Annotated in this window: 13 protein-coding genes and 1 pseudogene; 10 read left to right on the top strand and 4 right to left on the bottom strand. The window is 32.4% G+C overall.

Features of this window, described 5'->3' with window-relative positions; translation table 11 throughout:
• The 3 genes from dnaA to ACXIHB_RS00015 are packed head-to-tail and all read left to right on the top strand — an operon-like array spanning window position 1 to window position 2624.
• The gene (gene dnaA / locus ACXIHB_RS00005) at window positions 1–1425 is read left to right on the top strand and encodes a chromosomal replication initiator protein DnaA (protein WP_047789195.1); all 1425 of its coding nucleotides are present in this window, start codon (window positions 1–3) and stop codon (window positions 1423–1425) included.
• A 36-nt stretch (window positions 1426–1461) separates the two neighbouring features.
• Window positions 1462–1920: a low molecular weight protein-tyrosine-phosphatase gene (locus tag ACXIHB_RS00010; RefSeq protein ID WP_167713548.1), complete on the top strand. Its 459-nt coding sequence runs from the start codon at window positions 1462–1464 to the stop codon at window positions 1918–1920.
• Window positions 1920–2624 carry an SAM-dependent methyltransferase gene (locus ACXIHB_RS00015; protein ID WP_159492357.1) on the top strand — a complete coding sequence of 235 codons (705 nt, stop codon included), beginning with the start codon at window positions 1920–1922 and terminating at the stop codon, window positions 2622–2624. The genes ACXIHB_RS00010 and ACXIHB_RS00015 overlap by 1 nt, the downstream gene beginning before the upstream one ends.
• 49 nt (window positions 2625–2673) lie before the next feature.
• Here the strand turns inward: ACXIHB_RS00015 and ACXIHB_RS00020 are convergent, their stop codons facing one another.
• From ACXIHB_RS00020 to dapF, 4 genes and pseudogenes are all read right to left on the bottom strand, one after another.
• Window positions 2674–3294: a peptidoglycan-binding protein LysM gene (locus ACXIHB_RS00020; protein ID WP_073182625.1), complete on the bottom strand. Its 621-nt coding sequence runs from the start codon at window positions 3292–3294 to the stop codon at window positions 2674–2676.
• Window positions 3295–3462: 168 nt separating this feature from the next.
• A complete protein-coding gene (mltG, locus tag ACXIHB_RS00025) occupies window positions 3463–4491 on the bottom strand; it encodes an endolytic transglycosylase MltG (protein ID WP_462098608.1) in 1029 nt (342 codons plus the stop codon).
• A complete protein-coding gene (locus ACXIHB_RS00030; RefSeq protein ID WP_462098609.1) occupies window positions 4484–5008 on the bottom strand; it encodes a GNAT family N-acetyltransferase in 525 nt (174 codons plus the stop codon). Before ACXIHB_RS00030 ends, mltG begins: the two co-directional genes overlap by 8 nt.
• Window positions 5008–5786: pseudogene (gene dapF / locus ACXIHB_RS00035) on the bottom strand (diaminopimelate epimerase). Before dapF ends, ACXIHB_RS00030 begins: the two are co-directional and overlap by 1 nt.
• A gap of 136 nt (window positions 5787–5922) precedes the next feature.
• On the opposite strand from dapF, the gene ACXIHB_RS00040 reads away from it, so the two are divergent.
• The 7 genes from ACXIHB_RS00040 to ACXIHB_RS00070 all read left to right on the top strand — a co-directional run bounded on the left by ACXIHB_RS00040 (window position 5923) and on the right by ACXIHB_RS00070 (window position 13307).
• Window positions 5923–7305 (top strand): trypsin-like peptidase domain-containing protein, encoded by a 1383-nt coding sequence (locus ACXIHB_RS00040; RefSeq protein WP_047789190.1) that lies wholly within the window; start codon window positions 5923–5925, stop codon window positions 7303–7305.
• Window positions 7306–7467: 162 nt separating this feature from the next.
• The gene (locus tag ACXIHB_RS00045; RefSeq protein ID WP_073181150.1) at window positions 7468–8910 is read left to right on the top strand and encodes a glyceraldehyde-3-phosphate dehydrogenase; all 1443 of its coding nucleotides are present in this window, start codon (window positions 7468–7470) and stop codon (window positions 8908–8910) included.
• A gap of 94 nt (window positions 8911–9004) precedes the next feature.
• A complete protein-coding gene (locus ACXIHB_RS00050) occupies window positions 9005–9367 on the top strand; it encodes a hypothetical protein (protein ID WP_047789188.1) in 363 nt (120 codons plus the stop codon).
• 129 nt (window positions 9368–9496) lie between these two features.
• Complete coding sequence (locus ACXIHB_RS00055; protein WP_239178880.1) at window positions 9497–10057, top strand: hypothetical protein; 561 nt, start codon at window positions 9497–9499, stop codon at window positions 10055–10057.
• A 4-nt stretch (window positions 10058–10061) separates the two neighbouring features.
• Window positions 10062–12059, top strand: a complete 1998-nt coding sequence (ligA, locus tag ACXIHB_RS00060; protein ID WP_462098610.1) for an NAD-dependent DNA ligase LigA — start codon at window positions 10062–10064, stop codon at window positions 12057–12059.
• 70 nt (window positions 12060–12129) lie between these two features.
• Window positions 12130–12786, top strand: coding sequence for a lysoplasmalogenase (locus ACXIHB_RS00065; RefSeq protein WP_073181144.1), 657 nt, complete (start codon window positions 12130–12132; stop codon window positions 12784–12786).
• A 62-nt stretch (window positions 12787–12848) separates the two neighbouring features.
• The gene (locus ACXIHB_RS00070) at window positions 12849–13307 is read left to right on the top strand and encodes a GyrI-like domain-containing protein (protein WP_173360844.1); all 459 of its coding nucleotides are present in this window, start codon (window positions 12849–12851) and stop codon (window positions 13305–13307) included.
• Window positions 13308–13312: the final 5 nt, after the last annotated feature.

Raw genomic sequence — 13312 nt, forward strand, 5'->3', positions numbered from 1 at the left:
ATGACTAAAACAGCCGATTCAGTTTGGATGGAATGTTTGTCTTTTATAAAAGACAACATTAAGCCGCAGGCATATAAAACTTGGTTTGAGCCTATAAAGCCAATTAAATTGGCAGGGGAAGCATTGACGGTTCAGGTTCCTAGTAAGTTTTTTTATGAGTGGCTAGAAGAGCATTACATCAAACTGTTAAGAGTAGCTTTGGTTCGTCAGTTAGGTAATGATGCTAAGCTAATTTATGATGTACGTATGGAAAATACGTATAGTAGTAATAGTCCGCAAACAGTAAAAATACCTAGTTCAAATCGTAATCCGTTAAAACCACAAAAAGTAACCGTTCCGTTAGAATCAAAACGAGAACTAAAAAATCCATTTGTAATTCCTGGCTTGCAAAAAGTAAAGATAGAATCTCAACTAAACCCAAATTATAACTTTGTAAATTTTGTTGAAGGAGATTCAAATAGATTAGCACGTTCTGCAGGTATGGCTGTGGCTAATAAACCAGGAGGAACTTCATTTAACCCATTACTAATATATGGTGGAGTTGGATTAGGAAAAACACACTTAGCTCACGCTATTGGTGTTGAGATTAAAGATAAATATCCAGATAAAACGGTATTGTATATTTCTTCTGAAAAATTTACACAACAGTTTATTGATTCTGTAAAATCAAATACCAGAAATGATTTTATTCATTTCTACCAAATGATTGATGTGTTGATTATTGATGATGTGCAGTTTTTATCAGGAAAAGCTGGTACGCAAGATGTGTTCTTCCATATTTTCAATCATCTACATCAAAATGGAAAACAGGTTATTTTAACTTCGGATAAAGCACCTGTTGATATGCAAGATATCGAACAACGGTTATTATCTCGTTTTAAATGGGGGTTATCAGCTGAGTTACAAGCACCTGATTACGAAACAAGAATTTCAATCTTACAAAACAAATTGTATAGAGATGGTGTTGAAATGCCTGAAGAAATTGTTGAGTATATAGCAAAGAATATAAAGTCGAATGTTCGTGAGTTAGAAGGAGTGATAATTTCAATGATAGCTCAAGCTTCTTTTAATAGAAAAGAGTTTACAATTGAATTAGCAAAGCAGATTGTAGATAAATTTGTTAAGAACACGAAAAAAGAACTGTCTATTGATTACATTCAAAAAGTAGTATCGAAATACTTTGATATGGATGTGGCAACCTTACAGTCAAAAACACGTAAGCGTCATATTGTACAGGCTCGTCAGTTAGCGATGTACTTTGCTAAACGTATGACAAAATCATCGTTAGCAAGCATTGGAAGTCAAATAGGTAAAAGAGATCACGCTACTGTATTACATGCGTGCAAAACTGTAGATAATTTGACTGAAACTGATAAGCAGTTTAAAAAGTATGTAGAAGACTTAACAAAAAAGTTAACTTTATAAACAACGAACCTCACCTAGTGAGGTTTTTTTATGAGTATGAAAAAAATATTAATGGTTTGTTTAGGTAATATTTGCCGATCTCCTCTTGCTGAGGGAATTTTAAAATCTAAATTATCATCTGAAAGTTTTATAGTTGATTCTGCCGGTACTGCGGGTTATCATGTAGGTGAATTACCTGATGGGCGCTCTATTGAAGTAGCTAGAAAATATGGGATAGATATTACCAATCAACGTTCAAGAAAATTTACAAAAGCTGATTTTGATAAGTTTGACATGATTTTTGCAATGGATCAAAATAATTATGCAGATATTGTAGCTTTGTCTGAAAATGAAGAGCAACATGAAAAAGTAAAGATGATTTTGAACGAATTGTATCCTGATGAAAACAGGAGTGTTCCAGATCCTTACTATGGAGGAGGTCAAGGTTTTGAAAACGTGTATAAAATGTTAGACGAAGCGTGTGAAATTATAGCTTCAAAATTAGAACAGAAATAATGAAAGGTAAATTATACTTGATTCCTACAACGTTAGGTGATACTGAACCATTAGAGGTGATGCCATTGTCAGTAAAAAAAGTGGTAGAACAATTAGATTACTTTATTGTTGAAAACGAAAAGTCTGCTCGAAGGTTCATTAAAAGAATTACACCAACAAAATCACAACCTTCATTGGAGTTGATGTTGTTAGATAAGTATTCTGATGATTTAGAAACTAAGAATTATTTAGATGTTTGTGAAAAAGGAATATCAGTAGGTTTGCTTTCTGAAGCAGGTGTGCCAGCAGTAGCAGATCCAGGCGCAAGTATTGTTAAGTTGGCGCATCAAAAAGGGATTCAAGTAGTTCCATTGGTAGGACCTTCTTCTATTTTGTTGGCAATTATGGCGTCTGGTATGAATGGGCAGAGTTTTGCGTTTAACGGATATTTACCTATTGATAAGTCAGACAGAAAAAAAGCAATTAAAGATTTAGAGAAGCTTTCAAAAGAAAAAAATCAGTCACAGCTTTTTATCGAAACTCCTTACAGGAATGAAAAAATGTTAGATGATTTACGCGCTACTTTGTCTCCTGATACAAGAGTTTGTGTGGCGTGTGATATAACACTTCCAACAGAATATATTAAAACACTAACGATAAAAGAGTGGAAGCAGGTAAAGACTGATTTACATAAGCGACCAGCAATTTTTATCATTCATAAATAAAAAAAGCATCGATTTAATCGATGCTTTTTTTATATCTTCGGTTATTTGGTTAAACTGTTGGTTTTTTGTTGGCTTTGATGTTGGAAACATCATAACCAGCAAACTTTTTAAGGTATGATTGTATAGAGGTTCCATAGGCATCGTTAAAACGGATAGATCCATTTGAACGTAAGAACTTTTTTACATTACCAGCGCCACTTAAGTGCGCTGCTGCTAAAATACCAGATTCGGTTATTTTAACTCCATTAATAGTTTTACCAACACTTCTTTTAATGTCTTTTCTTAAGATCCATTTGTTTAATTTACAGTACGCTACAAATGTGCGTTCTTGTAATTCTGGGTTTCTAAGAAAATGAGTGGTATTGTAAATTCTAAATCTCTTTAGGGTTTCTTTACCAAATTGGTATTTCCCTAAATATCCAAGTGTATTAACTACTCTGTACCTACCTTGTGATTCTTTAAAAGCTAAGGCTTCTTTAAATCCTACAAAATCATTTAATAAAAAAGGAATGTTTACCTTTTCTACCTTGTGAATTGGTATTGGCGTTGTTGTAGTAGTTTTTTCTTTTTTAGTTGTAGTCTCTGTAAAACTGGTTAATAATACAAATCCTAAAAATACTAATACTAAATGTCTGATAATTAAATACTTTCTGTTTAGCGCAGCAAAGATACGGTAAATTTTTATAACAGGCTATAAATCAATAATTTACAGTTTTTTAGCTGTTGATGATAAAGCTGTTTTCCTGTGTTTTTTTTAGGTAAAAACCAAAAAAAACTATTTTATATTAACTTTTTAATAATGTTTTATTGAAATTGATGAGAATAAAATTTTGTTAATTTATCTCTTTATTCCTTGTTGATTTATCCATTGTTGATATTTCACTGCATTTCGATTGTGTTGTGCTAAAGAGTTAGCAAATTCATGAAAGCCAATTTTATCAACACTAGCACACATGTAGTAATAATTGTGTTTTTGATGGTTTAAAACAGCATCAATAGATGAAATATCTGGCATTGCAATCAAAGTAGGAGGAAGTCCTGTGTTTTTATAAGTATTGTAAGGAGAGTCTATCACTAAATCTTTGTTTAAAACCCTTTTTACAACAAAATCTTGTCCTTTAACTTCTTTAATTGCATATATAACTGTTGGGTCGGCTTGTAAAGGCCAATTATCTCTTAATCTATTTAGATACAAACCAGCCACGACAGGGCGTTCTATTTTTTTAGCTGTTTCTTTCTGAACGATAGAAGCTAATGTAATTACCTCTTCTTTTGAAAGGTTTAGTTTTTTAGCTTTTTCTAACCTAGCAGAAGTCCAAAAACGATTGTATTCGCGTAGCATTTTATCGCGAAATTTTTCAGCAGAAGTATTCCAATAAAACTCATAACTATTCGGAATGTACATTCCTAATGCAGATTTTTCAGTAAATTTATTGGTAGCTAAAAAAGCAGGATCTTTCATTGCTTGTAAAAGAGTAATTGAATCTGCTTCAATTTGTTCAGCAATTCTACCTGCTAATTTTTCTAAAGTATCTTGATTGTTGAATGATAGAGTAATAGGTGTTTGATTTCCGCTACGTAAAAGGTTTACAACATCATTCATGTTCATGCCCTTTTTTAGTAGGTATTTTCCGCCTTTAGGTTGTGTGAATTTTTTTTTTTCTGCAACCCAAACAAAATTTTCAGGATTTTTAACAAATTCAGTAAGTTGTTTTTTTACATCTATAAAAGAAGCATTAGAGCCTATGTATATAGCTCCATCTTTAGTAACAGCTTTACCAAAGATTTTTTGATAGTAGTTAAATCCAATAATTCCGCCAATTAAAAAAATAGCAGCAATACCTCCTAAAATAATTTTCTTATTCATTTATTAGTTGAAATAATAGTTCGTCTTTATATGTTTCATTATGAAATATCCAATCTTTTTTAATACCAGTTTGCTTAAAGTTTTGTTTTTCAAAAAGATGTAAGCTACTAGTATTGTCACTAGTGATATTTGCATATAGTTGATGTAAATGCAAATGTATAAAACAGTACTTTATTAGTAACTGTAAAGCTTCAGAGGCAAATCCCTTCTGCTGAAAGTCAGGGTGAATTAAAATTCCGATACCAGCTCTTTTATGTTGCGGATTAAAATCGAACAAATCTATCATCCCAATAGATTTACTAGTCACTTTATCATCAATAACTAATCGTAATTGTTTAGCTTCATAAATATCTAAGTGAGCGTTTTCTAAATATTGTTTTAATAAAAATTTAGAAAAAGGAGCTTGTGTATGGCTTACTTCCCAAAAAGACTCATTATTTTCAATTTGAAATAAAAACTCTAAATCTTCAGGTTCTATAGCTCTTAACTTGATATGTGTTCCAGTTAACGTATGCACTAAATATTTATTTTACCCTCAAATACAAATGTAGCGGGACCTTTTAAAAATACATTCGAATAAACTCCGTCTTGTTCTTCAAAAGAAACTTCTAATTCCCCGCCTTCAACAGGCAAGATTATAGATGAACTGTTGGTTTTTTTAGTAGCATGCATGGCTATAGCAACGGCAGTAACACCCGTTCCGCAGGCTAAAGTCTCATTTTCTACGCCACGCTCGTAGGTACGTACTTTAAAAGTGTTATTTGTGATTTGTTCTACAAAATTAACGTTGCTACCTTCGGCACCATAAATTTCATTCCTGATTTTTTTTCCATTTGAAAAAACACATCATAATTAGTAAGGTCGTTTACCAACTGAACATGGTGTGGAGATCCTGTATTGGTAAAAACGTATTTGTCAAAAATAGTTACCTTGTCAACATCAATCATTTGTAAAGAAACAAGATTGTTAAGAATAGAGGCATGATGCAGCCCGTCAATAGCAATAAAAGTAGTTTCGGTTTCAAAAAGTTCAAGTTTATGCGCAAAAGCTACGATACAGCGTCCGCCATTGCCACACATAGTACTTTCATTACCATCAGAGTTATAATATACCATTTTAAAATCGGTATTATCATCTTCTTCAAGTAATATAAAGCCATCAGCTCCAATACCGAAGTGTCTATCGCATAATTTTGCAATTATGTCAGTTTTATTCTTTGGAAAGGTTTTTGAACGATTATCAATCATGATAAAATCGTTACCAGTTCCTTGGTATTTGTAAAATTCTAAATCCATAATAAAGGACAAAGATACATATTTTATGAAGGAAAGAGGACTGTTAAATAGCGGTTAAAATCAGTTAAATAGAAGTTAAACACATTTACTTGAAATGTTAAAATTGTATATTTGAAGTATAAAATTTTGTAAGCATATGAAGAAAATTATTGGAACTTTAGGAATTGCGATTTTAGGAGGCGCAATAGCACTTGCAGGATACAAAACACTAATAGAAGAACCGCAAGTAATAGTAGAGAAAGAGGTAGAGCCAACAATGCAAACTGTAAAGGCAAGTTATACACCAACAATAATAAACTCAACATCAACACCAACAGATTTTACAGAAGCAGCTGATAAAACAGTACATGCGGTGGTTCATGTTAAAAATACATCTATAAGAACACAACAAGATCCTTATAGTTTTTTCTTTGGAGGAAATGGTACAAGGAAATATCAACAAGTTGGTACAGGTAGCGGTGTAATTATTTCTCCTGATGGATATATTGTAACTAATAATCATGTGATTGAAGGAGCAAGTGATATTGAGATTACGTTAAACAATCAGAAAAAAATAAAAGCGGAATTAATAGGGGCTGATAAAGCGAATGATATAGCATTGTTAAAAGTAGAAGCTGACTTTGAATTACCAAATTTACCTTTTGGAAATTCTGATAATATTAAAGTAGGAGAATGGGTATTAGCAGTAGGAAATCCCTATAATTTAACATCTACTGTTACTGCAGGTATTGTAAGTGCAAAAGGGCGTGATTTAAATGGTAACACAAACATAGATTCATTTATTCAAACAGACGCTGCTGTAAATCCAGGAAACAGTGGAGGAGCGTTAGTGAATACAAGAGGTGAATTAATAGGAATCAATACAGCTATTTCTTCAAGAACAGGCTCTTTTATAGGGTATTCATTTGCTGTACCTTCAAACATTGCTAAAAAAATAGTAGATGATTTACTAGAGTTTGGAATGGTACAACAAGCTGTTTTAGGAATTAATGTAGATATTGAAGCAGTAAATATTGAAGGAGTAAAAATAGGAGAAGTTTTAGAAGAAGGAGGGGCTAAAAAAGCTGGCTTGGAAGAAGGAGATATTATAACAAAAGTAAACGATATAAAGATTTCTAAGTTTTCAGATTTAAAAGGACAGTTAACGGCAAAAAGACCTGGAGAATATGTGAATTTAACAATTGATAGAGATGGAGAAGAGTTGACTAAAGTAGTTAAATTAACCAAGCTTATAAAGTTACCAGTAAGTAGAGTTTTAGAAACAGAGTTTGAAGATCTTACAAAAGAAGATAGGGAAAAGTTTAAATTAGATGGAGGAGCTAAAATCAAAAGAACTCAAAATATAGCTTTTAAACAATTTGAAGTGGGAAAAGGGTATATTTTAACCAAAATTAATGGAAAAAAAGTAAGTAATGCAAAAGAAGCTGTTGGTATGTTAGATCGTTCGTATGGTAGTGGTAAAAGGCTTTTATTAGAGATGATTAGTCCATCAGGTCAAATAGAGCGATTTAGATATTAGGTTAATGAAAAAAATATTTAGAAGAATAAACTATATACTAAATAAAAAAAGTCCTGTTAAAACGATTTTTAACAGGGCTTTTTTCTTTTGTAAAACCAACAAGAAATAAAGAAGAAATACCTATTTTTGCAAAAATTTTTTAATTTTAGTTAACACACAACTATGTCAACAATAACAAATTACGAAAAAGAAGTAGTAAATCAAGCACAAGTTCGAAGAGCTACGGTTGAGTTTATAAACATCGTTAACGATTTATGGTACGATAAATCTATCGAGTTAGTATTATTTAGAAATCCATTGGTAGATAAAAGAGCTAGTGAGGTTTTAAATTTAATCGATTATGCTAAAGAATTTGTAGCGAAGCCAATAACAATAGAAGATGCTTTAGAAATAGCTAAATCAATTCAATCAATTGATTTACCACCATCAAAATTAGATATTGGTAAATTAGCATACGAATATCATTTACAAGATGAAGCATCGGTAGATAAAATAGCTTTTGTAAAAGAGCAATTAAAAGATGCTACAGAGGCAGAAAATATTCAACCAAAAGACGTGGTATTATACGGTTTTGGACGTATTGGTCGTTTATTAGCTCGTGAGTTGAGCAGTAAAATGGGTAAAGGTTCTCAATTACGATTAAGAGCTGTAGTAACTCGTGGTAAAATAGATCAAACAGTATTAGAAAAAAGAGCTTCTTTGTTAAGTGTAGATTCTGTACATGGAGATTTCTTAGGAACAGTTCAGGTAGATGCTGATAACAACGCTTTAATCATTAACGGTACAACTGTTTACATGATTTCTGCTGCACAACCAGAAGATATTGATTATACGCAATATGGAATTAACGATGCGTTAATTATTGATAACACAGGAGCTTTTAGAGATGAAGAAGCATTAAGTCGTCACTTAAAAGCAAAAGGAGCAAGTAAAGTATTATTAACAGCTCCAGGTGCAGGTGTACCTAACATTGTTCACGGTGTAAACCATGAAGAAAATAACCCTGATAATATCGATATTTTCTCAGCAGCTTCATGTACTACCAATGCTATTACACCAGTATTAAAAGTGTTAGAAGATAACTTCGGAATAAAAAAAGGACACTTAGAAACAATTCATGCATATACAAACGATCAAAACTTGGTTGATAACATGCATAAGAAATACCGTAGAGGTAGAGCTGCTGCGTTAAACATGGTAATTACAGAAACAGGAGCAGGAAAAGCAGTAGCAAAAGCATTACCAGCATTAGCGGGTAAGTTAACCTCAAGTGCTATTCGTGTACCAGTGCCTAACGGATCGTTAGCAATCTTAAACTTACAATTAAATACTCCAGCAACAGTAGAGTCAGTAAACGCTATCATGAAGCAGTACGCCTTAGAAGGAGATTTGGTAGAGCAAATTCAATACTCATTAAGTAATGAATTAGTGTCTTCTGATATTGTAGGAACAACAGCACCATCTATTTTCGACAGTAAGGCAACAATAGCTGACGGAGATACTATCGTAATTTATGTATGGTACGATAATGAATATGGTTATTCACATCAAGTAATGCGTTTAGCAAAGCATATAGCTAAAGTACGTCGTTATACCTATTATTAATATACTTTTAAAAGTATATAAAAAGCTGAAGTATTGATTTACTTCAGCTTTTTTATTATATTTGAATAAAGAATAACCCCTAAATATCCCCTTAATGAAAAAAGTAGTAATATTACTATTTCTAGTGCTTGGTGTTAGCTCACTAAGCCATTCACAAGAACTGAGAACATTAGTGTCTGGTAAGTGGTTCGTAGATTCAATGAAAATTGGAAATGAAAAATTCGAGTTTTTGAATGGTAGTAATTGGTTAGAATTAAACTCTGATGGAAGGTATCACGTAATGATGAGTAATAAAGAAGAGAATGGTACATGGAAATTGATAACCGATAAAAATGAGTTAGAGTTTGATGATAAAAGCTTTGATAAAAATTTAAAAATTGAAAAAATTAGTGAAACAATGTTACTAGTTTCAGCAAAAAATGAAGAAACCATCTATACTATGTGGTTAAAAAAATAAACTATACACATAGTTTATTTTTTAACGACCGAGGTAAGGGATTACCTCGGTTTTTTGTTTTTTACTCGTATACTACTTTAGTGTATACCACTCGTATCTTTTTATTAAATTAGCATCAAAATAAAAAAAATGAAAGTAGTACTTACACCAATGTTGTTATTATTTGCAGCAATAACAACCGCACAATCCAAATTACCATATTACGAAATTCCAAAAGAAGAAAAAGAGTTTACTGCGGGTTCTGTGATTAGTAGAATGATAGATGGATTAGGATTTCGTTATTATTGGGCGACAGAAGGTTTAACTGAGAAAGATTTAGAGTATAAACCAAGCACTGAAGCAAAAACGACAGGAGAAACAATAGATCATGTGTTAAGTTTATCGCAGGTAATTTTAAATGCTGCTTTAAGTAAACCTAATGAAAAAAAACAGGTTAAAATGACCTTTGGTGAAAAAAGAAAAATAACCTTAGAAAACTTAAAACGAGCTAGTGATATTTTAAGAAGTAGTGATGATGTGTCACAATTCAAAATAATCTTTGGAGAAAAAGAATTTCCATTATGGAATGCAATTAATGGTCCAATAGCAGATGCTATTTGGCATGCAGGTCAGTTAGCTTCATTCAGAAGAGCATCAGGAAACCCAATCAATTCGAAAATAAATCATTTTACAGGTACCGTTAGAAAATAATTTAATGACAGTTCAGGAGAAGATACAACAATTAAGAGAAGAGTTACACAAACATAATCATAGTTATTATGTGTTGGATGCACCAACCATATCAGATTATGAATTTGATATTAAGTTAAAAGAGCTTCAGCAGTTAGAAGACGAAAATCCAGAATATTTTGATTCAAATTCCCCAACGCAACGAGTAGGAGGAGAAGTAACTAAAAACTTTGAAACGGTTACTCACAAACATAGAATGTATTCGTTAGACAATTCGTATTCTAAAGAAGATTTGTTAGATTGGGAAAAACGTGTCCAGAAAATTTTAGGAACCGATGAAGTTGAATATACCTGTGAATTAAAATACGATGGAGCTTCAATAAATCTTACTTATGAGAATGGTGAGTTTGTACAAGCAGTTACTCGTGGAGACGGTTTTCAAGGAGATAATGTAACCACTAATATTCGTACCATAAAATCCATTCCATTATTACTAAATAACGACTTTGTTTCTGATTTTGAAATGCGAGGAGAAATCATTTTACCGTTAGATGGATTTAATAAAATGAATGAAGAACGTATTGCGAAAGATGAAGAACCATATCGAAACCCGCGTAATACCGCTAGTGGAAGCTTGAAGCTACAAGATAGTGCAGAAGTAGCAAAAAGACCACTAGATTGTTTGTTGTATCAATTAGTGACAAGAGAGCGTAAATATGCTTCGCATTTTGAAAGTTTAGAAGCCGCCAGAAAAGTTGGATTTAAAATTCCAGACACTATTGTTTTAGCTAAGTCGATTGAGGAGGTGTTAGATTTTGTAAACGAGTGGGATGTTAAACGTCACACGTTACCTTATGAAACGGATGGAGTAGTGGTGAAAGTAAATTCGTTTCAGCAACAAGACGAACTAGGTTATACTTCAAAAGCACCTCGTTGGGCAATCGCTTATAAATTTAAGGCAGAGCAAGTTTCAACAGTATTAAATGAAATTACCTATCAAGTAGGTAGAACAGGAGCAATAACACCTGTAGCAAACTTAGAACCTGTACAATTAGCTGGAACGATTGTAAAAAGAGCTTCATTACATAACGCCGACCAAATAGCAAAGTTAGATGTACGAGTAGGAGACACTGTTTTTGTAGAAAAAGGAGGAGAAATTATCCCGAAAATTATAGCTGTTGATTTAACAAAGCGACCAGAAGACTCTGTTCCTACGCAATATGCAACCCATTGCCCCGAATGTAATACTGAATTAGTCAGAACTGAAGGAGATGCAAAACATTATTGTCCGAACGAATTTGGATGTGCGCCTCAAATTACAGGTAGAATCAAGCATTTTATCAGTAGAAAAGCCATGGATATTGATGGCTTAGGAGGAGAAACGGTTGATTTATTACGCAAAGAAGGACTGATAAAGAACTACGCAGATTTATATGATTTAACGGTAGAACAAGTTATTCCGTTAGAGCGAATGGCTGAAAAATCAGCGCAAAATATGATTGAAGGAATTGAAAAATCAAAAGAAATTCCGTTTGAAAAAGTATTGTTTGCATTAGGAATCCGTTTTGTAGGTGAAACTGTGGCTAAAAAGCTAGCAAAACATTTTAAGTCAATCGATAATTTAATGAATGCCGATTTGGAAACCTTAATTTCTGTTGATGAAATTGGTGATAGAATAGCACAAAGTATTATTGATTTTTCGAACAATTTAGGGAACATAGACTTAATAAACCGATTAAAATCACACGGAGTTCAACTAGAAGTTTCAGCAGAAAGTTTAGAAGGACAAACAGATAAGTTAGCTGGGAAAGTATTTGTTGTTTCAGGAGTTTTTCATCAAATGAGTAGAACTGAACTTAAAAAAGCAATTGAAGACAACGGTGGTAAGGTGTCGAGTTCCATTTCTAAAAAAACTACATATATTGTAGCAGGTGATAATATGGGGCCGAGTAAGCTTACCAAAGCTGAAAGCCTGGGAATTCCCATTATTTCAGAACAAGATTTTATTGATACGATTGCTTAGTTTTTAGACAGTAGACGACAGTAGATAGTGAAAATTAAAAACTAATTTATCTAACACCTAACACTAAAAAATGACCAAACAAACTAAAATAACCCTAGCTTCCATCGTTTTTTTATTGGTTGCTATTACCGATGTGTATGCAGTAATTACACAAAATAAAACAATAGAAATGATTTTTAAACCGTTATTAATGACATCACTAGCAGTAGTGTATTTGGTATCGGTAAGTAAGCATCGTTTCTGGTTGTTATCGGCTTTGTTTTTTTCGTTTTGGGGTGATGTTTTCTTGCTTGATAAAACAAACTTTTTTGTATTTGGTTTGGCCTCGTTTTTAGTAGCACATGTTGTTTATATTAAAATAACGACAAGCTTTTTGTATAAGGATTCAGTAGTTAAAATACTAACATCAGCAGTTCCCTTTGTATTGTTATTTGTGGGACTCTTAGGTTTAATTTATAATAATTTAGGAGACATGTTGCTACCTGTATTGGTGTACGGAATAGCTATTTCAACTTTTGGAACAGCAGCATTACTAAATTATCGTCAGCAAAAAAACACAGCGAATTCATGGTTGTTGTTAGGAGCTGTTTTGTTTGTTGCTTCTGATAGCCTTATAGCATTGAATAACTTTTATACAACTAAAAGGTTGTTTGATATTGCTATAATTGTCCTGTATGTCGTTTCTCAATATTTAATTGTTAAAGCAATTATAGCTAAAGAAAATTAAAAACTACTGACATAGGGTTGACATAGCGGCACTTTATTTTTGTTGAAAATAAAAAACAAAAAATGAGTACAGGACAAAAAGAATCGTTTTACGTGATAGGAATTTCAGTAAGAACTACTAATGAGAATCAACAAGCAGCAAAAGATATACCTGCTTTATGGCAACGATTTATGTCGGAGAATATAGTTGAACAAATCCCAAATAAACTTTCAAATGAAGTATATGTTGTGTATACGGATTATGAATCAGATTATACTAAGCCATACACAACAATCATCGGTTGTAAGGTAAGTGAAATAGGTAATATCCCAGAAGGGTTTGTGTGTAAAAAAATAGCAGCACCAAACTATAAAACATATGCAGCAAAGGGAAGCTTAACAGAGAATATTGTCTATAACAAATGGTTAGAAATTTGGAATGAAGATATAAAAAGAGCTTATACTTCCGATTATGAGTTGTATGGAGCAAAAGCATCAGACCCAACAAATGCAGAAGTAGAAATATTTATAGGAGTAAATTAATCAAA

The sequence above is a fragment of the Tenacibaculum sp. IMCC1 genome, from assembly GCF_054906355.1.